We start from the raw sequence: 24,469 nt of genomic DNA, 5'->3' as shown, positions 1-24,469 counted from the left end.
TGTAAACAAAATGTAACTTTAATATAATCGTTTCGTAAGAAATATAATGTAAGCTACGTTATGTAATTTCAAGGAGGGAAAAACATATATGCATTCGAATAAAGCATTTATATCACTTTTAAGTGTGGTTACATTATTCGCTGCGATTTTGTTTTTATTACCACAAAATAATGCTAGTGCTAATACTAGACATAGACAAAATATCGTACATATACATAGACATCATAGACGTCAACATAATAATTTATCTGCTGCTAATGCAGCTGCCAAACGTTTTATTGCTATTCGTGAATCAGGTGGATCATATAATGCAAGCAATGGTACTTGTTATGGTAAATATCAATTATCAATTGCTTCTTATCATGGAAACTATTCAGCACGTAATCAAGAACTTACTGCTGATCATTACGCTAATAGTCGTTATGGTTCATGGCTTGGAGCCAAAAACTTTTGGCTTTCACATGGTTGGTATTAAATATTTAATAATTCCCATTTATGGGGATTATTTTTTTACTATCTATTATCTAGTATTGAAAACTAGATTACGTGGTTATATAATATAAATAAATAACACGTAAGGAATGATTAAATGAAAAATGATAATACAACTGCTAACAATATTACTTGGGTAGGTAGTAAAAAATATTTTTTATTAAATGAAATATTTAGTGCCATTACTCATGGAATAGGGGTATTATTAGCGATAGCTGGAGCTATTTGTCTAATTGTCCATGGTTCGTTCGAAGGTGGTGCTATGCGAATCACCACTTTTTCAATTTATGGTGGAATATTAATCCTTTTTTATCTAGCATCAACTTTATTTCATAGCTTATATTTCACAGGTGCTGAAAAATTATTCCAAATTTTTGATCATTCAGCCATTTATCTACTAATTGCTGGAACTTATACTCCATACTGCTTAGTTGCTATTCAAGGATGGCTAGGATGGACTATTTTTGGAATCATTTGGGCAGTAACCATTATGGGAATAGTATATAAATCAATTTGGATGGGTAAATATAAAACTTTATCCACAGTGATGTATGTAGTAATGGGGTGGATGTGCCTTTTAGGAATTGTTAGGTTATATCAATATTTAGGAGTTACAGGTTTCTTTTTACTGTTATTTGGAGGCATTGCCTTTACTTTAGGAGCTGTAATTTATAGTTTTAAACAAATTCCTTTTGGTCATGTTATCTGGCACTTATTTGTACTTTTAGGAACAATTATGATGTACTTTTCCATTTATTTATATGTTTAAAAAAATACCGTTAAGTTATTAACTTAACGGTATTTATTTTGGACTAAATAGATTTAGTAATATAACGCCCACAATGATAAATGCAACTCCAATAATAGATGCAATATTAGTTGGTTCCTTGTACACAAAAATTGCGATAATTGTAGTTACTAGGATTCCAATTGCACTCCAGTCAGCATATGTAATGTTTAAAGGAATTTTAATCATAGCAATTGATAAGAAGTAAAAACATAATACAAAGGAAATAACTGCACCTATTGCTGGAACGATTCTAGAAAATCCCATGGACATTTTTAATAAATTGGTGCCAATAATTTCACCAATAATGGCTAAAAATAGGAATAAATAATAGAACATTTTCTTTACCTCAATAAAATATGATTATAAATAAATCATAACATTGATAATTATAAATGTTTAAAAAGTTATTAAAAAACTTTACTTATAAAAAGTAAGTGTTATAATTTATTTAATAATTTAAGAAAGAGGGATCTTTTTATGAAGACAAGTTTATTAGATTTACAAAAACAACGTCGTACTATTTACGCTTTAGGTAAAAATGTTGATCAAACTCCTGAAGAAATTTCTGATTTTATTAAGGAAACTATTAAACAAGCTCCTACACCATTTAATAGTCAATCAACCCGTGCCGTTATTTTATTTAATGATTATCACAAAAAATTGTGGGATATCGTGTTAAATAATTTAAAACCACATTTAAAATCAGAAGATGCAGTTAAAGCAACTACTGAAAAGATTAATTCATTTAGTAATGCATTTGGAACAATTTTATACTTTACTGATATGGATGTTGTACATGGCCTGGAAGATAAATTCCCATCATATGCACAAAACTTTTATGATTGGTCAGAACAATCACAAGGTAATGCTCAATATGCTGTTTGGACTGGCTTAGCTGAAAATGGAATTGGTGCTAACTTACAACACTACAATCCACTAATTGACGAAGATGTTGCTAAAGAATTTGATATTCCTGAAAGCTGGAAATTACGTGGTGAAATGGACTTTGGTTCTATTGAATCACCAGCTGGTGACAAAGATTACATGGATGATGATAAACGTTTCAAAATTTTTAAATAATCTTATTGATTAAAAAAGGACACTCACATTTATTTGTGAGTGTCCTTTTTATTTAGTTATTTACGATTACGATGATTTGGGGTTTTCTTCTCGCTTTGATTTTCATCATTTTTACCTTCATGATGTCTTCTTTGAGAAAATGCCTTCAATTTTTTCATTGATTTTGATCTTTTAAGACGATCTGGGGTAATACTATGGTTAGCACTAAATGTAGACATTTGTTCACCAAGTTCATAGTACCAAGGTCTTCTAGGCTTAGTAGGGTATGAAATGATAACTAAGTGATCATCGACATATTGACCTAAGAAAATTTGTGATATCTCTTTATTGCTTTCTTCTACTAAGTTATTAATCCATTCTTCACTATGGCCCATTCTTTCAAGAACATCCATATTGACACTACCATCAGTAATGACCGGATAACTCATTGATTCATCACCAAATGTATTAACTGTTAATTGACCATTTTGTTCCAGAACTGCAGATTGGACATCTTTAAAATTGTGAACACCTTGAGTTCTTAATTTAAATGCTAAATCAGATGCAGAAAGACCATTTCTTAATGCAGTATCAACATTGATAAATCCATTCTTGATAATGTTCTTAGGTTCACCTGCCAGCATTTTCCGGAAGAATTGACTCTGGCGAATTAAAATACGACTAACAAAGATAATTAATGACCATATTAGTAGCACAATAAAGAATTGTAGGGTAGTAACTGATTCGCTATAAATCATACCACCAATAATACCACCAAGAACATAGTTTTGTAGTTGATCCACGGCATTAGAAGGTGCTAAATTACCTTTCCCAGAAAGGTTAATTTGAATTACTAACATTACGAACCCAATTAATAGTTTAAAGAATATCGTTAGATATTGTTGATTAATTGGTCCTAAATTTAATTGTGCATCGTTATGAATATTCACATTATTATCAATCAAACCACTCTTGGTTAAATTATAACTATTAAATGTTGAATTGAAGTTAGCTTCATAATACTTTTTATTAATTAAAATAGTCATGCCATTAGTTAGTTGGGTACTACTTGTATATATTTTTGACTTTGGAACTTTCATGTCTTTACTAATTCTTTGTACCATAGTCACAGTTTGTGAATTTTGACTATTAGAATTATTTTGTTGCAATATATTAGCACATAATAAACTAATTGCTAATACCGCAAATAAAATAAGCATGATAAACATATCACGATATTTTAAATTAGTTCGATCACGCATATATTTGAATCCGTTAAAGACAATAAACCCACCAACGATAATTGCTAATACTAGTAATATGTAATAGATAAAAGTATTAGGGTGAGTTAAATAATGATAAGAATATAAATCCAAAAAAATCACCTGTATTAATAAGATTTGCTACACCTTATATTATAAGTCCTTTCATTACTTTAAGCTACTAAGTAATATTTAGTAATAATTTTTTAATCGTTTTGATACCTACGTGTATCCGAATGGTATTATTTTTGTCCTATAATTCTAAATACTGAATTGAAGAACGTATGAAAAACTATTATTAATAAGGAAGGTAAATAAATGAAATCTATACCGATGGTTAAAATATTATTATTTGTATCATTATTAATAGGCTTATTTACATTTAGTATAGTTAATACACAGACAGCTTCTGCGAATGAACACCGTCAACAAGAGAATTTTAATAAAGTATATAAGATTGCTAAAAAACAATTGGGTAAAAAATATGTATATGGTTCAACTGGTCCCAAATCATTTGATTGTTCTGGATTTGTTAAATATGTCTATAAACATGGAGTTGGTAAAAATTTACCTAGAACAGCTCAAAGTCAATATAAAAGTAGTAAAAAGGTTTCTAAACATCATTTGAAACCAGGCGATTTAGTTTTCTTTGGTGGTAATAAACGTAGTATTTATCATGTTGGGATGTATATTGGAAAAGGAAAAATGATTGATTCACAAAATAGGGGAGTAGTTCGTGAAAATGTTAAAGCTCCTTGGTGGCATGCAGTTGGATATTCTAGAATTATGAAATAAAGCAGATATATTTCTATCTGCTTTTTTCTATTGCTATGTAGCTGCTTAATACTATGGTAATATGTTCATATGTATAATATAGATAGGAATGAAAAAGCGTTTATGGAGCAACTATTATGGGACAAGATTGAATATAATAATATTCAATTAATAATTACTGCTAATGATAGTGGTATAAGTTTTGTTAATAATCCTAATTGTGGTATTTCTGAGATTTATGATTTTTTTCCAAATTTAGCAGCAGAATTTAAATATGGAAATGAACAAACTGAAGAATATAAGATTCAAATCCGTGAATATTTAGATGGTAATCGAAAATACTTTGACTTACCAATGAATTTAATAGGTAATGAATTTCAAAAGAAAGTATGGTCAGAAATTACTACTATTAAATATGGTGAAACAATTGATTTAAATGATTTTGCCAATCAGTTTGCTGAAAGTAAATCACAAGTTGAAGCAGCAATTTTATCTAACCCATTAATTATCTTAATCCCAAGTCATCGAATTACAGGTGTTGATTACGAAAATAGCCTTAGAAATAACTCTGCATTTATTAAATATCTTTTAAATATCGAAAAGGAGTAGTTTTATGAAAAAATTACCTGAAAATGTTAAAAAAATATGGATGCAAGCTTCAATTATTACTTTTATTTTTTGGATGATAGCTTTTATAGGATCCAGATTTTTATTCACTTTGATTAAATGGCCAATTTGGTTATCTTTTATTATTTTAGCTTTGGGAATCTTAGAACTAATATGTGAATTATCTTTAATTCCATACCGGTATGCATTTAATAAATATAAAATTTCAGAAGAATACGTTGAGATTCAAAAGGGCTTTTTCTTCAGAAAGTTATCTTCCATTCCAATTGCACGAGTGCAAAATGTTAATTTGAATCAGGGACCATTGTTAAGAATGCAAAATTTAAATAGTGTTTATGTTGATACTGCTGGTGATAATCATAAAATTGAAGCTGTTACACATGAAGAAGCACAAACCATTAGAAAACAAGTAATGGATCTAGCAATGGAGGCCAGAAATGCAAAATAAACTTTTAAATCCATTAGCATTATTATTCGGTTTGAAAAATTATTTTTCGCAAGTTATCTCAATACTTCTATTAAGTATATGGATTCATTTTATTTGGATAACACCCATCTTTGCTTTATTTTTATTAGCATATAAAATTATATCTTATTTTACATATCGTTATTCTATTTTGGATAACCAATTATTGATAAAACATGGCATTTTTTTTAAGAAAGAAATACATATGCCTTATGAAAAAATCCAGAATATTCATCGCAAGCAATGGTTCTTTTTGAAACCATTTAATTTAGAAGAGGTAATCGTTGATAATGCTAGTCATGCGGATTCTAATATCGATCTAGTTGCGGTGAATGAAAATGTAGCCCAAATGCTAGAGCATAAAAGATTGATTGCAAATAATGATATTGCTGAAGATATTAGTAATAAAGCAAAAGATGACAATCATAATAAGTTTGATGCACAATATAATATTTCTAATCATTCAATGAATTTATTTGCCGCAACTAGTTTTAGAGGCTTATTTGGAATTTTCATTCTGTGTGAATTTTATCAACGTTATTCATTTGCAATTTCTTCTAAGTATAAGGATGAAGTTTTTAACTATTTAGGTAGTAAGGGAATTATCATAGTTATAATAGAATTTCTTATTTTATTGATAGTTGCTTTTATTGTTAGTTATGTTTCAATATGGATTCAATACTATCGCTTTACACTTACTAAAAAAGATGGCTATTTAACCTTTAGTAGGGGATTATTAAAACAAGAAACCGTTAAAATAAAGACTAATCGTATTCAAAGCATAAATTTTACGCAAAATATTATTCGACGCTTATTCAAAATAACCACTGTTAAAATAACTATTATTTCTGATCAAAAAGAAAATACCAACACTAAAGACCCAGTTATTATTCCAGTTTTAAATGCTAAAAAGTTATATCCAATTACTAATCAATTTTTTGACAATTTACCAAAAGAAGAACCTAAAATTTTTGGTAAACGTAATTATTCTATTTGGTTATTTATCAGAAATAGTTCATGGATCCTTTTAATGCCGTTACCGTTATTATTAAATGGAACTAGTTGGTTAGCTATGTTTATTTTTATAGAAGTAATACTGTTAGGTTTAGTTATATTTAACGGATTCTATCGACATGTTCATAATGGGGTCAAGCTTATTAAAAATGATGTTTTAGTAATTGAAAACTGTCGATTATTTAATCGCCATTTACATTTCATAAATTGGCATCGTATTCAATCAATAACTTTAAGGGAAAGTATTTGGATGCAAAAAAAGAATTTAGCCCATTTAAAAATATCTGAAAGAAGAGGAGATGCTTCTGGCGAAATTATTGCTAAATATATTGATTTAAATGTGGCTAGATCAATATATAATTGGTATCAGAATCAATAATTTATAAATATCGAAATATTTTGTACACAAAACATTGACACAAGATTTATAACGTGTACAATGTATTTTGTAATATAAATTGTAGGGGGTATTGATATGAAATTAACAATTACAGATGCAGCAAAGAAAAAGATTCAAGACAATATTTCTGGTAATGCAAAATTCTTTTTAAGTTTAGATGATGGTGTTGGAAAGTACTCTGATGCTGGTTCTTGTGCAATTGATACATCTTTTGATTTCATTGCAGTAGACCCTGATTTAGACGACCACGATTTTGATGAAAGTATGGATTCAGATCTTGGTCCAATTTATATTAAAGGCTACAGCAAGTCATATATGGATCAAAATTTGAAATTAGATCTTAAGATGAACATCTTACAATTATCTGGCGATGCTGGAATTATTGATGAAAATGTTCCAATTTCAGATGAAAGAAAAGTTAAATAAATAAAAATACTCGACTTAATTAAACGAAAAAACAATTTTATAAAAACGTCTCTAAATTGATAGAGACGTTTTTATAATCTTATGAACTAAATATTTTAAATATGATTTATAGACTGGTAGTATGTTAGTACTTACTTTAAGAAAGGAAGTTTAAAATGAAAAAAGTATTCGTTGTAGGTGCTCATGGTCACGTAGGTAAACAAATGGTTGAAAAATTAGGCAAGCAAGGTTACGCTACTTTGGCTGGTGTAAGAAATGAAAATCAATTTGATGAATATCAAGATATGGAAAATGTTGAACCAACACTTTTTGATTTAACATCAAGTCCTGAAGACATGACAACAGCATTTAAACAAAGCGGTGCTGAAGCAATTGTTTTCTCTGCTGGATCTGGTGGAGCTACAGGTGATGATATGACCTTAAGCATTGATTTAGATGGTGCTATTAAGACCATGATTGCTGCCAATAATGCTGGCATTAAACGTTATGTAATGGTTAGTGCTGCTGGTGCGGATAATCGTTCCTTCTGGCCTAATTCAGGATTACCAGGTTACTATGTTGCAAAACATTATGCTGATGCATATTTGAAGAATAGTGGACTAAATTATACTATCTTACGTCCAACTGCATTAACTAACAATGCTGAAACTGGTAAAATTGTTTTAACAAGTGAAGCCGACTCTAAGATGGATATTCCAAGAGCTGATGTTGCTAACTCAGTTGTTGAAATCTTAGGTGATGATAATACCGTAAATAATATTTACGAAATTACTTCTGGTGATAAGAACATATCAGATGTCCTATAATAATAAACTTGTTTTGTTTATTTGCATGTGATAAGGTTATCAGAGTTATAAATTGAATCAATAAAATATTAACGTCCTTGATTCTATATTTAGAACTAGGGACGTTTTTTATTATTTAATTAGATGGAGGTATGAAATGATAACTGTATCAGATATGGGATTACATTTCTCAGGTAAAAAATTATATGAAAATGTTAATCTTAAGTTCACGCCCGGTAACTGTTATGGAGTTATTGGGGCCAATGGTGCCGGTAAGTCAACCTTTTTGAAGATGCTAGAAGGTAAAATTGAGCCCACTAGCGGTAATATCTCAATCGGACCTAATGAACGATTATCAAGTTTAAGTCAAGATCATTATGGCTTTGAAGATTACGAAGTATTAGATACTGTAATTCAAGGTTATGAAAAGCTATATAAAATTATGAAAGAAAAAGATGCTTTGTATGCAAAGCCTGACTTTTCTGATGAAGATGGTGTAAAAGCTGCTGAATTAGAAGGTGAATTTGCTGAGATGGACGGTTGGAATGCTGATTCTGATGCATCCCAATTACTACAAAGTGTTGGAATTCCTGAAGAATTACATCATCAAAAGATGAGTGAATTAACTGAAGGCCAAAAAGTTAAAGTTTTGCTTGCACAAGCTTTATTTGGAAATCCAGATATTTTATTACTTGATGAACCTACTAACGGTTTAGATAACCATACTATTGACTGGTTACAAAACTTTTTAGCTGATTATGAAAATATTGCTATTGTTGTATCTCATGATAGATATTTCTTAAATCAAGTATGTACAATGATGTGTGATGTGGACTATCAAAAAATTCAACTATATGTTGGTAACTACGATTTTTGGTTAAAATCTAGTCAATTAGCTACTAAAATGCAACAAAATGAAAATGCTAAAAAAGAAGATCAAATTAAAGAATTGAAAGAATTTATTGCTCGTTTCTCAGCTAATGCTTCTAAATCAAAGCAAGCTACTTCACGTAAAAAGCAATTGGATAAAATTACTTTAGATGATATCAAACCATCTTCACGTAAATATCCATTTATTAAGTTCGAAAAAGAACGTGACTTAGGAAATGACTTATTAAGTGTTAATAATGTATCTAAGACTATTGATGGTAAGAAGATTTTAGATAATATTACATTTACCCTTCGTCCTGGTGAAAAGACTGCAATTACTAGTCGTAATGATTTAGCTACTACGACTTTAATGCAAATTATTGCTGGCAAAATTAAACCAGATACCGGAGAAGTTGTTTGGGGACAAACTACCCGTCGTTCCTATATGCCTAGAAATATTAACTCTGATTTTGATGACGACTCATTAACCATTATTGATTGGTTAAGACAATTTGCTTCAAAAGAAGAAAGTGATGATCCATTCCTACGTAGTTTCTTAGGTCGTATGTTATTCTCTGGTGATAATATTCAAAAACAAATTAAGGTATTATCAGGGGGAGAAAAGGTTCGTTGCATGCTATCCAAGATGATGTTGCAAAAGGGTAATGTCTTGATTATGGATGATCCTACTAACCACTTAGATATGGAATCAATTACTGCTTTAAATGACAGTTTAATTCCATTTGATGGCTCAATTGTCTTTACTTCTCATGACCGTGAATTCATTCAAACTATTGCTGATCATATCATCGAAGTATCCGATAAAGGCATGATTCAAAGAGCTGATACTAGCTACAATGACTTTATGAATAATTCTGATATTCAAAAGCAAGTAGAACAACTATACAAATAAAAAATAAAAAAGACACAGTAAATATGACTTTACTGTGTCTTTTTTTGCTATTAGAACAATAATATTACCTGAGTATTAAAATTTATTTACATAAGTGGTTATTATTATTATTTATTTGTTTTTTGTATTATATTGTAGTTATACAATAATTGGATGGAGTTGAAATATATGAAAAGAATATTGTCATCATCTGCATTGACGTTGTTTTTAGCTACTGCATTTGTTGTAGGTGGTCAATCTTCTTTGGCACATGCTGATACTAATAGCAATAATATTGCTACTGCTCAATCTACCAGTAATGAAAGTCAAAATAATGACGATAAGCAAAAAGAACAACAAGAAGCTGAAAAACAAGCCCAAGCTAAACAAGAAGCTGAGAAACAGGAAGCGGCTAGAAAAGAAGCTGAAAAAAATAAATTTGTTGATCATGTTAATTTTACATATTCTTCAGCAGTTAACTATAATGCCAGAAATGTAAATGTTAATGGAATCAAATCATTTGTGGGTCCTTATAATCGTGGTACTCGTGTTAAAAAAACTTTAAACTTGAAGGGGCAATTAGTTCAATTGACGAATGTCGCAAGAGCTAAAGAAAGAACCTATTATCAAATTAAATATCGGGGTCAAGATCAAGGTTGGATTAATGCTACTTATTTATCTACGACTAATGTATATGAAATTCCATTTACATATACTAGTCAACATTTTCCATTTGATGCACCTAACGGTTGTGAAGCAACGGCTTTAAAGATGGCTTTATCAACTAAGGGTGTTGGAGAAAATATTAATTTAAATGGCTTTTTGAAAAAAATGCCTCGTGCAAAATATGATCCTAATAAAGGATTTGTGGGGAATCCATATGCTGTAAACCATACTAAACAAGATTGGACCATTTATCCTAGTGCGTTAGCACCATTTGGTAGAAGATATTATGATGGTGTATATAATATAACCGGTGCTTCTAAGACTAAGATTATTGATGAAGTTCAACATGGTAATCCGGTAATTGCTGCAACTGGATATCGTATGAGAACAGCAACTGGTCATACTTTAGTAGTAGTTGGTTATAAACGTGGATACTTCAAAATGGCCGATCCTTCTTCATGGAGGGCCACTTATAGAACTACTAACAAACCCGTTTTCTGGACTTCTACAAAGCAATTTATGAAATTGTATAATCAAGAAGGACGTAAAGCAGTTTTAGTTAAATAAAAAATTAAGTAAAAAAAGAACCTTTCATAATTTAAAATGAAAGGTTCTTTTTATTAATTTAAAATATTTCCAGTATCTTTTAGAACACTGGCTTTTACTTTATTGGTAGGTAATAAATTGAATTTATATTCTGGTTTCCAAGTTGCTTTCTTTACACCAAAATGATTATTAATTTTATGCCCATTAAATATATTATTTTGATTGGTTAGACGGGCATTTTTAAAGACTGATATAAATTTTTTAGCTTTTACTTTTTTAGCTTCGACAACATTATTTTGTGCAATGATATTCGATTTAAATCCAGCACCGATCACATAACTAAATTTATAAGCATTATCGCTATTATTTTGATAATAATTATTAAAAACTTGAACTTTACCGTAACGAACACGAGGATTTCTTTGAACCGTATTTAAGAAAAAGTTATTTGAAATGGTTACATTAAGTTTATTTGCATCTGATTTTTTACTATCAGAACTACCAATTAACATAGTTTTATCATGATTAGCAAATCGATTATGATTAACAGAAATATTATTAGCTCCATCTGTGATGTCTACCATTCCATCATGGTGTTGATATTGACGCCCAAAATATTTATTAGCATTATTATCTGATTGATAACCATTACCATCACTAAATGAATTATGATCAAGCCAAATATTTTTAGCTTTTTTTATTGAAATTGCATCATATTGAGAATTCCAATTACCACTTTTACCATCTTTAGGATCCCATTGTGGAAATAAGTCAAAGGGGGTAGTGAACTTAATATTTTGAACAATTATATTATCTTCTTTAAGAATTAAACTCGCATTTTTAATTTGAGCATCTTTCTTACCGATAATTGATGTATTTTCAGGTATTTTTAACTCAATTTGTTTAGCCTGATTCTTTTGAGCTAATTTTCTAGCATTTTCTTGTTCACCTGTTGGTTCTTTCTTGCCATATGTTTTTGGATTATAATTTGATAGATATTTTTGAAAATCATATCCAGTATTTTTAGCATAATCAGCTATTGATTTGTCATCATTCATGTCAATTTTACCTTCAAGATAAATGATTCTTGAATCTACTTTTTTCTTTAATGCTTTTTTTAATTGTTCAGCATTCTTAACTAAATAAATATTTTTATGTTTATTAGTATTACCACCAGTTGTATTTTTACCGAAGCCAATGATATTTTGTGTTTTACTAGCATTAGCTACATTTACTTTTTGATTGTTTTGAACGCCAATAAATAAAATTGAAAGTAAAACGACAGTTAATATTGATGTGATTGTTTTTTTCATATTTAATATATCCCTTCTAAGTATTATGGTATTATTTTAAGCAAGGAGTGTTTTATATGCCTGAAATAATTACCATTATTATTTTACTAGTTTTAATAGTAACCATGTTTGTATTAAAGAAATTTAGAGATAAGATGACTAGAAAAACTTATATTTTAGTTATGTTAGCAATCATGTTGATTGCATTATTATCGATGGTTGCACTACATGTAAATAGAATTTAGAGAGCATATGACTTATGCTCTTTTTATTTTGTTGTAAAGTTCCATTAGGGCATTTCTTAAATTATCATCATGTGCAAAAATGTAAAGTCCTTTAACACCACGTTTCATTAAAACATTTACCGAATTAAGGACTAATTGTGCTTTAATCTTATTAAATTCATTTGGATCATTTATGTCTTTACGTTTCTTTAAAGATTCAACATCCGTAAAATTATTAAGATCAACTTTAACATTATTTTCATCTAAATAAATAGGTGGGCCTAAAATTACGCCGACATAATTTAAATCAAATCCCTGACAAGTGAACATTGATCCTACTTCATTGATGGTTTCTGGAATTTCTGCCCATGGCGTTTGTGTATAATTATATTGATCCCAAGGCATTTTAAAATCTGATTCAATAACATAGTGTTTGCCACCATCAAGCGTAGAAGGATAGCCGGATGTCGAAACAATTCTAGATAATCCAACTTGATTATTCCGCTTAACAATTTCTTTACGCATTTTTTCAGCATTATCGAAGATTCTAAAATCATATTGATCATCAGCATTTTCTGGAATATCTTCTAATTTACCATCAGTAAAATGATTAATCCAATGGACTAACTCATCACTGGCGGTCATTCTAAATTGATGGGTTAAATGATATTCACCATTTGTATATGGATCAATAATTTTATGTAATCGATCTAAGTTCCAAAATGATTTAGTTCTTAATACTTGGCGATGATCGAATACTAGAATTGTTACCTTTGAACGTTTAATAACTTCGTTTAATTGGTTTTCTTGATAAAAATTATTATAATGATCGCCTCTAGACAGCAATAAATGAGCTTCATCAATGACTGTAATATCAACTGATTTTTGTTCTTTATCTAGTTTATTAATAAATGAAGTAGGGCGATTAAAGTTCTTTTTTAATACGTTTTTTTCATCACCAGCCATGTTTTTATATACTTTTAATATCTCGGGATGATTAACTAGGAAATGGTTATCAGTATGATATAGCTTACTATCTTTATCTTTACTCATTTGTTGAATGTCATAAAATAATTTACTTAAAATAACAGATTTACCAGTTCCAGCATCCCCATAGATTGTAAAAACAGCATGCTTTTGATCATTAATATGATGCTTAGTGAATGTTTCTATTTTGTTTATTAGTTTAGATTGTTCTTTTGTTAGTTGATGTTCAGGAGATAGTTTTTCATTAGCTGCGTTTATTTCACTCATTTAATTCACTTCTTTTAATATTTTTAATAATTTCATCTGTAGCTGACCAGTTGTTCATGGTATACAAATGGATTCCATCAACATTATTTTTATATAAATCATTGATTTGTTCAATTGTAAACTTAATTCCGGCTTGTTTTAGGTCATTATTATTTTGAATAAATTGTGGTATATCCATTTTAATTTTTTTAAGCCAATTCACAGTTTGCATTTCAGTAATTGGCATTATGCCAGCCAATATGGGGACCTTGATATTTTGTTTATTAGTTTCTTTTATAAATTGATAATATTTTTGATTATCGAAAAACATTTGGCTAATTAGTTGAGTGCATCCAGCATTAACTTTTGTTTTTAGGTGCTGAATGTCTTCAACCAAAGATTGGGCTTCTGGATGTACTTCAGGGTAACATGCCCCCATAATTTTAAATTTATCATTTTTACTTTTTACATACTTAACTAATTCACTTGCATAAGGAAAATCATTTTTGATATGACCATGTTTATCTCCACGTAATAATAGTAAATTGGAAATGTTATTTTGACGCAGTATTTTTAATGATTCATCAATTTCACGTTTATTATGACTAATTCCGGTAAGATGTATTACAACAGGGATATTTAATGCTTTTTGAATATAACTTGCACATTGCTTAATATTATCAAATGAAAAACGACTTAAATTACTGATTGATACAAAGTCTGGTTGCCACTTATTTAAGTAATATCTCATTGATTTTATTTGTAACAAATCAGGGGCTATTTCAACAGATAAAGTTTGTTTGGACATAAGATAAGACCTCTCATTTACATATTTATTAACAAATAAAAGAGTAGTCGAAAAAATGAATTTTTGACTACTCTATATAATTTATTTAGTTAATTTTTCAATTAACTGGTTAACGGCATTAATATATGAAGCTAGTCGTTGGTTAGCTTTTGCTTGAGTTTGATCTTCAGTTCCAATATAGAACTTAACTTTAGGCTCAGTTCCTGAAGGACGAATAGCAATCCAAGTTCCATCTTCCAGCCAATATTTTAAGACATTTGATTTTGGTAAATTAATTTGTTTAGTTGACCCATCTTGATTGGTTTGAGTAGCAGTTGCGAAGTCTTCTAGTGCGACTACTTTACTATCATTAAAGGAATCCATTGGATTAGATCTTAATTCATCCATAATCTTAGCCATCTTATCTTTTCCATCAATGCCTTCAAACATTTTAGAAATTGTTTTTTCTTCAAAGTATCCGTACTTTTCGTACATTGATTGAAGACCATCATACAAAGTTTTACCTTGTTGCTTGTAATAAGCAGCAACTTCAGCTAACAACATTGTTGATTGAATAGCATCTTTGTCACGAACAAATGGTTTAATTAAATAGCCAAAACTTTCTTCAAAACCAAATAGGAAAGTATGATCATGATTTTGTTCGAAATTATGAATTTGTTCAGCAATGTATTTAAAACCAGTTAATACATTTTTCATTTCAATATTATAATTATTGGCAATCTTAGTTGCTAACTCAGTAGAAACAATTGATTTAACAACAATACCGTCTGTTGGTAATTCATGATTATCTTTTTTAGCTTTTAAAATGTAATCTAATAGAACGGATGCGATTTGATTACCAGTCATTAATTTATATGAATTATCTGGTTGTCTAACTGCAGCACCTAAACGATCGGCATCAGGATCAGTTGCAATTAAAACATCTGCACCAACTTTTTTTCCTAATTTAATTGATAAATTAAAGGCTTCTGGGAATTCAGGATTAGGAAAATCAACGGTTGGAAATTCAGGATCAGAAATAGTTTGTTCTGGTACAATTGAATAATTTTTAAATCCAGCATTTTCTAAGGCACGACGACATAATACTTTTCCAGTCCCATGAAGTGGGGTGTAAACAAACTTTAAATCTTTACCGACTTCTTTGATTAATTCATGATTAACATTAACTTGATGTGCATTATTTAAGTATGCTTCATCAACATTTTCACCGATAACATTAAGTAATTGTCGTTTTCTTAAATCACGAATATTTGCTACTTTAATAGTAAATACATCGGAAGCTTTTCTAGCGTAAGTAGTAATCATGTCAGAAGCTTTTGGTGGCATTTGTCCACCATCTTCACCATAAATTTTGTAACCATTATATTGCATAGGATTATGGCTGGCGGTAATCATTACCCCAGCAAAAGTATTTAAATGACGAATTGTAAAAGAAAGTTCTGGAGTAGGACGAATATCATCAAAAACGAAAGATTTAATTCCGTGAGCACCTAGTACACGAGCAGTTTCATAAGCAAATTCTTTTGAATGATATCTAGAGTCAAAACTAATGGCAACACCACGCTGTTTTTGCTTATCATCCAGGGTATCCATATATGAAGCAAGTCCTTCAGTTGCTTGTCTAACGGTATAAATATTCATTCTATTCATACCAGCACCCATTAAGCCACGCATGCCGGCAGTTCCAAATGACATTTGAGTACCAAAAGCATCTTCAATTGCCTCATCATTATTTTTCATTTTTTGTAAATCTAATTTAACTGATTCAGCAAGCTCCTTTTGAGCAAGCCAATTTTGATAATCTTCTTTGTAATTCATATCAAATGTCTCCAATAAACTGAATTATGTTACTAAAATTAGTATAGTTAATGGCTTTATTTTAGTCAATTTAATTAAGTCACATTCTTTGCGATATCATTTTTTAGATGGTATTCTACTTACAATTAGTAATTAAAGGAAAGGTGAATTCAATTCATGGATAAGAATGAAGAATTAATCAAGGTTGCCAATAGAAGATATGCAACAAAGAAATTCAATCCTGATAAGAAAATATCAGATAAAGATTGGCAAACAATTATGGAAGTAGCTCGTTTATCACCAAGTTCAATGGGTTTTGCTCCATGGAAATTTTTACTTATTGAAAATGATGATCTAAAAAAAGAGCTTTATGATCATGCTTGGGGAGCACAAAATAGTTTAGATGGTGCTGATAAATTTGTTATTATTTTAGCAAAGAAGAACGTTACTCCAACATCTAAATACGTTCAACATATCAGTGAAGATGTGCAAAATCATTCGTTTGACCCTAACTCAGCTTTCGTTGCTAAGTTACAAGATTTTCAAGATAATGACTTTAAATTAAATGATGAACGTACTTTGTTTGAATGGTCTGCAAGACAAACTTACATTCCATTAGCTAATATGATGGATGCGGCTGCTACTTTAGATATTGATAGTTGCCCAATTGAAGGCTTCAATCGTGAACAAGTTGAAAATATATTAAATAAATATAATGCAATTGACTTAAACGAATGGGGCGTTTCAGTAATGGCCGGATTTGGTTACCGTGATCAAGACATTACACCAAAGAAACGTCAACCAATGGATGAAATCTATAAAGTAATTAAGTAATTCATTTTAAAATAGCCCATGGTTAATAACTATGGGCTATTTTTGTGTGATAAAGTAGAACTACTATATTAAATAATATTGGAGTGTTTAAGAGTGAATATTTTAATTGGGCTAATTCCAGCTTTATTATGGGGAATTCAGCCAATTATTTTACTAAAAGCCAGAGGCTCTACTATCCACCAATTATGTGGAACTGTTTATGGTGCTTTTATTGTTTCGTTAGTTGTTTACTTAATTTATCGTCCAGAAATTGCGATGCGACCATTTATATTATGTCTGATTTCTGGGATGTGCTGGACTTTTGGTCAAATGACGCAGTATCAAGCATTTAAATCGATGGGAATTGCATTGGGAACACCTTTATCCACGGCAATGCAATTAATTGGGAATCCAATTACTGCGGTCATTTTCTTTCAAGAATGGCCTACTGCAATGGATAAATATAAAGGTTTTTTTGCATTATTAGTAATTATTATTGGAATCATTTTAATCACCAAAAATGGTAAACAGGATGCACCTGGATCTAATCATCGTTATAAATATGGTTTTTGGATATTATTTATAGGTACTTTTGGTTATATTGGATACTCTGCTTTTCCACGTTTAGCTAATGTTAGTGGTTCAGATGCTATTTTTCCACAAGCAATTGGAATGGTGATTGCAGCCATTATCTTTTCTTTTTTTATTACGGAGTATCGAGTACAAAAACCATTATTTAGTAAATTTAGTTTTGAAAATATGATATTAGGATTAATTTTTGGTATTGCAGCCTTTGCTTATTTGGTTTCCATCAAACTAAATGGAGTAGCAACTGGATTTACTTTAACTCAGATGGATGTTGTAGTTGCTACATTAGGTGGCATGATATTATTCCATGAGGTTAAAGGTAAGAGAAAAATATTTTTTACTCTATTAGGACTTTTAATAATTATTTTAGGTGGAATTTTGATTCAAACAATCTAAGTTTGGTACAAAAAATTACGTTACAAATTAAAAAAATAGTAACTTATTAAAAATTAGGAAATCTATATGATATAATCATTGTTGTATCAAGGATACAAATGATTTTTTATTTTTAATTAACAATCTACGATAAATATCAGTTGAAAAAAGTTTCAAATTATTTAAAACTTAGTGAGTGATATTAAAAATAAATTATTAAATATTGATTTTGTTTAGAGGAGATATCATGAGCAGTTTTTCAATTAAAGCAACTGCCAAAGCTGTTCCTGAAAAGATAGTTACTAATGATGACTTGGCTAAGATTATGGACACTTCTGATGAATGGATCAGCAGAAGAACTGGAATCAAAGAACGTCGAGTAGCTGTTAGTGAAACTACTACTTCTTTATGTGCTGAGGTTGCATCTAAATTATTAGATAAATCCAATGTTGATGCTTCACAAATTGATTTTATCATCGTTGGAACGATGTCTTCTGATTATCAAACTCCAGCCACTGCAGCTGCTGTGCAAGGTATTATTGGCGCAAATAATGCAATTGCTTTTGATATTAATGCTGCATGCTCTGGTTTTGTTTATGGATCTTATACCATGCAATCGCTATTAAATAGCAAACCTAATGCATTAGGAATTGTTATTGGTGGTGAACAATTAAGTAAGTTAATTAATTGGCATGATCGAACAACTGCTGTGTTATTCGGTGATGGTGCTGGTGGGATGCTAGTTTCAAACCAAGGTAGTGGGGAAGTCTTAGCTTCTAACTTGAAAACTTATGGTGATCAAGGAAAAGCACTATTAGCTGGTCACATGATTGGTGATGAACATTTTGGAAAAGTAGATGATCAAACTGATCAATACTTTCATATGGATGGTCGTGAAGTTTTTAATTTTGCCACTAAGAACGTTCCAAATTCAATTAAAGAAGCACTGAGTGAAGCAGATCTTGATGCGAATGATGTTAAATACTTCATTTTGCACCAAGCTAATGCTCGAATAGTAAAGAACGTTGCTCGTAAAATGAAAGTCGACGACCAAAAGTTTCCAATTAACATTGATCATTATGGGAACACAGCGGCTGCTAGTGAACCAATATTGTTGTCAGAAATGATGGAAAATGGTTTAATAGCTAAAGGGGATATTATTGTCCTATCAGGTTTTGGTGGTGGATTAACCACTGGAACAATTATTTTAAGATACTAAAAATTATTTTATATATGGAGTGTATTTATTATGGCAGACAAGAACGCAATTTTTGATAAAGTAAAAGAAATCGTTGTAGATCAATCAGACGTTAACGCTGATGACATTAAAATGGAAACTAAATTCCAAGATGAACTAGACTTAGATAGTTTAGACTTATTCGAAATCATTGATGCTCTAGAAGATGAATATGATATCGAAATTGATACTGACAATGACATTACAACTGTTCAACAATTAGTTGATTACGTTGCAAAACAAGTTGAAGACAAATAATATTTTTATATTAATTTAGGAGTGTTTAAGTTTGAATATTTGTTATTTATTTAGTGGCCAAGGTAGTCAATTTAAAGAAATGGGACAAGACTTATATAAAAGTAATTCTATTTATAAAGAAACAATTGACGAAGCTTCTAAAACATTAGATTTAAACTTAGCAGATCCAGACATTTTTGATAATCCTAATAATACTCAAATTTCCATTTTAACGATGAGTGTAGCAATTTATCGTATTTTAGCTGACAAATTGGATAAACCTGTTGCGATGATGGGATTGAGTTTAGGTGAGTATAGTGCTTTAGTTGCTGCTAAAGCACTATCTTTTCAATCAGGACTAAAACTAGTACATGATCGCTCACATTACATGGATGAAGCTGGAAATCAAAATCCAGGTTCTATGGCAGCTGTATTAGGTGTTAGTCCTGATTTTGTTAAAGATGTTTGTGACCAAATTGATGACGTTTATCCTGCTAACTACAATACTAAAAAACAAACTGTAATTGGTGGTACTAAGGAAGGCGTTCAAAAAGCAATGACTGAATTAAAGGAAAAGGGAGCTAAACGTGTTATTCCATTAAAGGTAGCCGTTGCTTCTCATACTCCTTTAATGCAACCAGCTTCTGATCAATTAGCTAAGCGTTTAGAATCAGTTGAATTTGATGAACCAGAATTTGACGTAATTAGTAATACTACTGTTAAACCATTTAACACTGATACAATCAAAGAAACATTAACTAACCAATTAATTAATCCAACTCATTTTATGCAAGATGTTGCATCTATTGAAGATAAAAATATCGATGCATTTATTGAAATTGGTCCTGGTAATACGCTAAGTAAACTTGCTAAAAAGACATTGAAAGCTGACACTTATAATGTAGAAAGTGTTGATACCTTAAATGACTTATTAGATAAGTTAGGAGAATAATCATGGAAAAAACTGAAAAAAGAGTTATTTTAATCACTGGTGCAACTAAAGGATTAGGATTAGCCGATGCTATTCGTTTATCCAAAGATAAAAATAATATTGTTATTGTTAACTCTCACCGTGAATTAAGTGATGATGAAAATAAAGCATTACAAGATAACTTTGATAATGAAATTGAAGTTTTAACTGGTGATGTTGCATCTGAAGAAGATGCTAAAGCTATGATTGATAGTATTATTGATGAATATGGCAAAATTGACGTTCTAGTTAATAATGCCGGAATTACTCAAGATACACTATTAACTAGAATGAAAGCTGACTCATTTAAACAAGTTTTAAATACTAATTTATTTGGGGCTTTCAACATGACTAAATTTGCAATGAAGAAAATGCAAAGAGCTCGTAAGGGTAGCATTATTAATATGTCTAGTATTGCAGGCCTTCATGGTAATTTAGGTCAAGCTAATTATTCATCAACTAAAGCTGGGCTTGTTGGATTAACTAAGACTACTGCACAGGAAGGATCACTTCGTGGAATTCGTTGTAATGCAGTTGCTCCAGGTATGATTAAGACAGCTATGACCGATAAATTAAGCGAAAAGAATATTAAAGCTTGGGAAGAACAAATTCCAGCAAGACGTTTTGGTAATCCTGACGAAGTTGCTCAAGTTGTTGAATTCCTAATTGACAATGAATACATGAATGGTCAAGTAATTACTGTTGATGGTGGATTAACAATGTAGTTCGATTTCAGTAAGAATATTCTTAATTAACAGGAGAAATTTAACGATGGACGAAAAAGATATTGAAAATTTAATGGACAAGTTTGATAAGTCCAGTATGAAAGAATTTAAAGTTACTGGTGATGACGGTACTGATATTTACTTCAGCAAATTAGAACATGCTCCAGTACAAAATGTTGCTCCAGCTGCATCATCTAATGCTGCCTCAACTAAGAATGAAAATGCTTCATCAAACCAAGCTGCTCAAAGTAGTGCTGCTAAAATTAAAGCACCATTAGTAGGAATTGTTTATTTTGCACCAAGTCCTGAAAAACCAGTATATAAAAATGTTGGTGATCATGTTAAAAAGGGCGAAACTGTTTGTGTGATTGAAGCAATGAAAGTTATTAATGAAGTTAAGAGTCCTATTTCTGGAACTATTACTAAACAAGTAGCTAATGACGGAGATATGGTTGAATATGATCAACCAATTTTTGAAGTTGAGGAGGATTAATCTTGGAATATAATGTGCATGATTTCATTCCTCAACGTTTTCCTTTTCAAATGATTGATAAAATTATCGATGTAAAACCAGGTGAAAGTGCGAAAGCACTAAAATTATTAAACGTTAATGAATGGTTCTTTCAAAATCAACCATCCAATAGTCTAGGGATGCCTAGACCCATTGCTATGGAAATGCTTGCTCAAACAGGTGTTTGTGCATTGTTATCAATGCCTGAATATAAGGGCAAAAATGTTTTCTTTGGTGGAATTAAAGAAGCATCTTACAAAGATAGTTTTCGTCCTGGTGACCAATTAGAACTAAACGTTGAAATGACTAAATTAAAACGTAATATTGGTGAAGGCCATGGAACTATTGTTAGAGATGGCGAAGTTATTTGTGAAGGTACTTTAATTTTTGCAATGGAATAGAATTTCATAAAGGATGACTAAAATGTTTAAAAAAGTTTTAATTGCCAACCGTGGTGAAATCGCGGTGCAAATTATAAGATCACTTCATGAAATGAATATTAAAGCTGTTGCTGTTTATTCAACTGCTGATAAAGATAGCATGTTTGTTAAGTTAGCTGATGAAGCTATATGTATTGGCGGACCACAACCTAATGAATCATATTTAAGTATGCCTGCAATCATTGATGCTGCAATTTTAACTAAGAGTGATGCTATTCATCCTGGATATGGATTTTTATCTGAAAATGCTGAATTTGCTGAATTGTGTGAAAAATGTTCGATTAAATTTATTGGACCTAGTTCAAAGGTCATTGATTTAATGGGAAACAAAGCACATGCAAAGGATGCAATGAAGAATAGTGGAGTGCCTACTATTCCTGGTAGTGATGGGTCAATTGATACGCTTGATGAAGCCCTAAAATTAGCAGATGAAATTGGATACCCAGTAATGCTAAAAGCAGCTGCTGGTGGTGGTGGAAAGGGAATTCGCGAATGTGATGACCCAGAACAATTAAAAGAAATTTTCACTACCACTAAACGTGAAGCAAAAATTTCTTATAATGATGATTCATTATATATGGAAAAAGATTTAAGCAATGCTAAACATATTGAAATGCAAGTAATTGCTGATCAATTTGGCAATGTTGTTTATTTCCCTGAACGTGATTGTTCTTTACAAAGAGAACATCAAAAAATAATTGAAGAAACCCCATGTATGGAAGTTTCTCAAGATCAACGTGATTATTTAGGTAGTTTAGTTGCTAAAGCTACTAAAGAAATTGGTTACGAAAATACTGGAACTTTTGAGTTTTTACTTGATGAAAAAACAAACAAGTTTTATTTCATGGAAATGAATACTCGTTTACAAGTTGAACATACTGTTACAGAAGAAGTTTCCGGTGTGCAATTAATTAAGGATCAAATTTTAGTTGCAGCAGGTGAAAAATTACCATTTACTCAAAAAGATATTAATGTTGATAGTTATGCAATTGAGTGTCGAATTAATGCCGAAAAGCCTGAAAATGGTTTTATGCCATCACCAGGTAAATTAAAACGAGTTAATTTTCCATTTGGGACTAAGGGTGTTCGTATTGATTCAGGAGTTGAATCTGGAGATACTATTTCGCCTTTCTATGATTCAATGATTGCCAAAATCATTGTACATATGCCTAATAAAGAAGAAGCAGTTGTAAAAATGAGACGAGTAATTAATGAATTTTCAATTGATGGTGTAAGTACAAACCGTCAATTCTTAAATGATTTATTACTAGATAAGCATTTCAATGACTCAGATTTTAATAATTTGTACATTGAAAAATCATTCTTGAAAGAGTGGTTAAAAAATGTCAAAAAATAAAGAAGATTTACAAGAATTAATGGATCAAATTCCAGACAATTTATTTGTAAAATGTCCGATATGTAAGGACAATTTTTATAATAAAAAATTAGGTACTTATAAAGTATGTCCTAACTGTGGATTTGGTTTTAGACTTGGTGCAGATGAACGTATTAAGTTAACTTGTGATGAATTTACTCCAATTAATGAAGACGTTGTGGCACCTAAGAGATTTTTAAGTGATGAAAAATACGCTGGAAAACTAGAAAAATCCAAAAAAATTACTGATTTAAATGAAAGTGTTCAAACTGGAATTGCTAAAATTGGTAATCAAGAATTTGGATTAGGTGTGATGGACTGGCGTTTCATCATGGGGAGTTTAGGAACTGCAACTGGTGAAAAATTAGCACGTTTATTTGAAGAATGTACTAAAAAAGGTTTACCAGTAGTAGTATTTTCTTGTTCTGGTGGAGCTAGAATGCAAGAAGGTATTCATTCACTAATGCAAATGGCTAAAGTATCTCAAGCAGTTTCTGACCACTCAGCAAAAGGATTGTTATACATATCAGTGTTAACCGATCCTACAACTGGTGGAGTAACTGCTAGTTATGCAATGGAAGGTGACATTAACCTTTCAGAACCTCATACATTAATTGGTTTTGCTGGCCGTCGTGTAATTGAAAAAACTATTCAACAACGTCCACCAAAAGATTTCCAAAGAGCGGAAACTTTATTAAATAATGGTTTCTTAGATGCGATTGTAAAACGTTCTAATATGAAATCAGTATTAGCCAAATTATTGGCCTGGAATTAA

At 30.5% G+C, this 24,469-nt stretch carries 28 protein-coding genes; 22 read left to right on the top strand and 6 right to left on the bottom strand.

The window, feature by feature from the left end; genetic code table 11:
- Window positions 1–88 precede the first annotated feature (88 nt).
- Window positions 89–475 (top strand): aggregation-promoting factor C-terminal-like domain-containing protein, encoded by a 387-nt coding sequence (locus C7N41_RS07760; RefSeq protein ID WP_225362831.1) that lies wholly within the window; start codon window positions 89–91, stop codon window positions 473–475.
- A gap of 114 nt (window positions 476–589) precedes the next feature.
- A complete protein-coding gene (gene trhA / locus C7N41_RS01275; RefSeq protein WP_105963927.1) occupies window positions 590–1,261 on the top strand; it encodes a PAQR family membrane homeostasis protein TrhA in 672 nt (223 codons plus the stop codon).
- A 33-nt stretch (window positions 1,262–1,294) separates the two neighbouring features.
- On the opposite strand, the gene C7N41_RS01270 is transcribed toward trhA, so the two are convergent.
- Entirely contained in the window at window positions 1,295–1,618 is a 324-nt protein-coding gene (locus C7N41_RS01270) for a DMT family transporter (protein WP_105963926.1), read from the bottom strand.
- Window positions 1,619–1,759: 141 nt separating this feature from the next.
- Between C7N41_RS01270 and C7N41_RS01265 the strand changes: the two genes are divergently transcribed.
- Window positions 1,760–2,362, top strand: coding sequence for a nitroreductase family protein (locus C7N41_RS01265; protein WP_105963925.1), 603 nt, complete (start codon window positions 1,760–1,762; stop codon window positions 2,360–2,362).
- Window positions 2,363–2,418: 56 nt separating this feature from the next.
- Here the strand turns inward: C7N41_RS01265 and C7N41_RS07725 are convergent, their stop codons facing one another.
- On the bottom strand, window positions 2,419–3,717 hold the full coding sequence (locus C7N41_RS07725) for a DUF3290 family protein (RefSeq protein ID WP_140936088.1): 1,299 nt from the start codon (window positions 3,715–3,717) through the stop codon (window positions 2,419–2,421).
- Between the two features lie 204 nt (window positions 3,718–3,921).
- Here C7N41_RS07725 and C7N41_RS01255 point away from each other — a divergent pair, with 204 nt between their 5' ends.
- The 8 genes from C7N41_RS01255 (at window position 3,922) to C7N41_RS01220 (ending at window position 11,090) form a co-directional block, all read left to right on the top strand.
- Entirely contained in the window at window positions 3,922–4,398 is a 477-nt protein-coding gene (locus tag C7N41_RS01255) for a C40 family peptidase (RefSeq protein WP_105963923.1), read from the top strand.
- Window positions 4,399–4,500: 102 nt separating this feature from the next.
- Window positions 4,501–4,986: a methylated-DNA--[protein]-cysteine S-methyltransferase gene (locus C7N41_RS01250; RefSeq protein ID WP_157944935.1), complete on the top strand. Its 486-nt coding sequence runs from the start codon at window positions 4,501–4,503 to the stop codon at window positions 4,984–4,986.
- Window positions 4,987–4,990: 4 nt separating this feature from the next.
- Window positions 4,991–5,452, top strand: a complete 462-nt coding sequence (locus C7N41_RS01245) for a PH domain-containing protein (RefSeq protein ID WP_105963921.1) — start codon at window positions 4,991–4,993, stop codon at window positions 5,450–5,452.
- A complete protein-coding gene (locus C7N41_RS01240; protein ID WP_105963920.1) occupies window positions 5,442–6,863 on the top strand; it encodes a PH domain-containing protein in 1,422 nt (473 codons plus the stop codon). Before C7N41_RS01245 ends, C7N41_RS01240 begins: the two co-directional genes overlap by 11 nt.
- Before the next feature lie 96 nt (window positions 6,864–6,959).
- Entirely contained in the window at window positions 6,960–7,310 is a 351-nt protein-coding gene (locus tag C7N41_RS01235; protein ID WP_105963919.1) for an iron-sulfur cluster biosynthesis family protein, read from the top strand.
- Between the two features lie 155 nt (window positions 7,311–7,465).
- Window positions 7,466–8,116 carry an SDR family oxidoreductase gene (locus tag C7N41_RS01230; RefSeq protein WP_105963918.1) on the top strand — a complete coding sequence of 217 codons (651 nt, stop codon included), beginning with the start codon at window positions 7,466–7,468 and terminating at the stop codon, window positions 8,114–8,116.
- 136 nt (window positions 8,117–8,252) lie between these two features.
- On the top strand, window positions 8,253–9,878 hold the full coding sequence (locus tag C7N41_RS01225; protein WP_105963917.1) for an ABC-F family ATP-binding cassette domain-containing protein: 1,626 nt from the start codon (window positions 8,253–8,255) through the stop codon (window positions 9,876–9,878).
- A gap of 168 nt (window positions 9,879–10,046) precedes the next feature.
- Complete coding sequence (locus C7N41_RS01220) at window positions 10,047–11,090, top strand: C39 family peptidase (RefSeq protein ID WP_167390220.1); 1,044 nt, start codon at window positions 10,047–10,049, stop codon at window positions 11,088–11,090.
- 53 nt (window positions 11,091–11,143) lie between these two features.
- On the opposite strand, the gene C7N41_RS01215 is transcribed toward C7N41_RS01220, so the two are convergent.
- Window positions 11,144–12,382: a pectate lyase family protein gene (locus C7N41_RS01215; RefSeq protein ID WP_105963915.1), complete on the bottom strand. Its 1,239-nt coding sequence runs from the start codon at window positions 12,380–12,382 to the stop codon at window positions 11,144–11,146.
- Window positions 12,383–12,438: 56 nt separating this feature from the next.
- Here C7N41_RS01215 and C7N41_RS07620 point away from each other — a divergent pair, with 56 nt between their 5' ends.
- Window positions 12,439–12,606 carry a hypothetical protein gene (locus C7N41_RS07620; RefSeq protein ID WP_157944933.1) on the top strand — a complete coding sequence of 56 codons (168 nt, stop codon included), beginning with the start codon at window positions 12,439–12,441 and terminating at the stop codon, window positions 12,604–12,606.
- Window positions 12,607–12,618: 12 nt separating this feature from the next.
- On the opposite strand, the gene C7N41_RS01210 is transcribed toward C7N41_RS07620, so the two are convergent.
- The 3 genes from C7N41_RS01210 to C7N41_RS01200 all read right to left on the bottom strand — a co-directional run bounded on the left by C7N41_RS01210 (window position 12,619) and on the right by C7N41_RS01200 (window position 16,444).
- Entirely contained in the window at window positions 12,619–13,839 is a 1,221-nt protein-coding gene (locus tag C7N41_RS01210; RefSeq protein WP_105963914.1) for a DUF2075 domain-containing protein, read from the bottom strand.
- Window positions 13,832–14,626 carry a methylenetetrahydrofolate reductase gene (locus C7N41_RS01205; RefSeq protein ID WP_105963913.1) on the bottom strand — a complete coding sequence of 265 codons (795 nt, stop codon included), beginning with the start codon at window positions 14,624–14,626 and terminating at the stop codon, window positions 13,832–13,834. The genes C7N41_RS01210 and C7N41_RS01205 overlap by 8 nt, the downstream gene beginning before the upstream one ends.
- An 81-nt stretch (window positions 14,627–14,707) precedes the next feature.
- Window positions 14,708–16,444, bottom strand: coding sequence for a phospho-sugar mutase (locus C7N41_RS01200; RefSeq protein WP_105963912.1), 1,737 nt, complete (start codon window positions 16,442–16,444; stop codon window positions 14,708–14,710).
- Between the two features lie 156 nt (window positions 16,445–16,600).
- Between C7N41_RS01200 and C7N41_RS01195 the strand changes: the two genes are divergently transcribed.
- The 10 genes from C7N41_RS01195 (at window position 16,601) to C7N41_RS01150 (ending at window position 24,469) form a co-directional block, all read left to right on the top strand.
- Window positions 16,601–17,257 carry an NAD(P)H-dependent oxidoreductase gene (locus C7N41_RS01195; RefSeq protein WP_105963911.1) on the top strand — a complete coding sequence of 219 codons (657 nt, stop codon included), beginning with the start codon at window positions 16,601–16,603 and terminating at the stop codon, window positions 17,255–17,257.
- Window positions 17,258–17,350: 93 nt separating this feature from the next.
- Window positions 17,351–18,220 carry a GRP family sugar transporter gene (locus C7N41_RS01190; RefSeq protein WP_157944931.1) on the top strand — a complete coding sequence of 290 codons (870 nt, stop codon included), beginning with the start codon at window positions 17,351–17,353 and terminating at the stop codon, window positions 18,218–18,220.
- A 226-nt stretch (window positions 18,221–18,446) separates the two neighbouring features.
- Window positions 18,447–19,418: a beta-ketoacyl-ACP synthase III gene (locus tag C7N41_RS01185; protein WP_105963909.1), complete on the top strand. Its 972-nt coding sequence runs from the start codon at window positions 18,447–18,449 to the stop codon at window positions 19,416–19,418.
- A gap of 30 nt (window positions 19,419–19,448) precedes the next feature.
- A complete protein-coding gene (locus C7N41_RS01180) occupies window positions 19,449–19,694 on the top strand; it encodes an acyl carrier protein (RefSeq protein ID WP_105956522.1) in 246 nt (81 codons plus the stop codon).
- Window positions 19,695–19,725: 31 nt separating this feature from the next.
- Window positions 19,726–20,625 (top strand): ACP S-malonyltransferase, encoded by a 900-nt coding sequence (gene fabD / locus C7N41_RS01175; RefSeq protein ID WP_105963908.1) that lies wholly within the window; start codon window positions 19,726–19,728, stop codon window positions 20,623–20,625.
- Between the two features lie 2 nt (window positions 20,626–20,627).
- Window positions 20,628–21,368 (top strand): 3-oxoacyl-ACP reductase FabG, encoded by a 741-nt coding sequence (fabG, locus tag C7N41_RS01170; protein ID WP_105963907.1) that lies wholly within the window; start codon window positions 20,628–20,630, stop codon window positions 21,366–21,368.
- A 46-nt stretch (window positions 21,369–21,414) separates the two neighbouring features.
- Window positions 21,415–21,861, top strand: a complete 447-nt coding sequence (locus C7N41_RS01165) for an acetyl-CoA carboxylase biotin carboxyl carrier protein (RefSeq protein ID WP_105963906.1) — start codon at window positions 21,415–21,417, stop codon at window positions 21,859–21,861.
- A 50-nt stretch (window positions 21,862–21,911) separates the two neighbouring features.
- The gene (locus C7N41_RS01160; RefSeq protein ID WP_370737850.1) at window positions 21,912–22,280 is read left to right on the top strand and encodes a 3-hydroxyacyl-ACP dehydratase FabZ family protein; all 369 of its coding nucleotides are present in this window, start codon (window positions 21,912–21,914) and stop codon (window positions 22,278–22,280) included.
- Window positions 22,281–22,302: 22 nt separating this feature from the next.
- Window positions 22,303–23,676 carry an acetyl-CoA carboxylase biotin carboxylase subunit gene (locus C7N41_RS01155; protein ID WP_105963904.1) on the top strand — a complete coding sequence of 458 codons (1,374 nt, stop codon included), beginning with the start codon at window positions 22,303–22,305 and terminating at the stop codon, window positions 23,674–23,676.
- A complete protein-coding gene (locus C7N41_RS01150; protein ID WP_105963903.1) occupies window positions 23,663–24,469 on the top strand; it encodes an acetyl-CoA carboxylase carboxyltransferase subunit beta in 807 nt (268 codons plus the stop codon). The genes C7N41_RS01155 and C7N41_RS01150 overlap by 14 nt, the downstream gene beginning before the upstream one ends.

Origin of the sequence: Apilactobacillus micheneri, from assembly GCF_002993975.1 — a bacterium.
GTDB lineage: Bacteria > Bacillota > Bacilli > Lactobacillales > Lactobacillaceae > Apilactobacillus > Apilactobacillus micheneri.
This window is presented reverse-complemented; position numbering and strand designations above follow the sequence as displayed.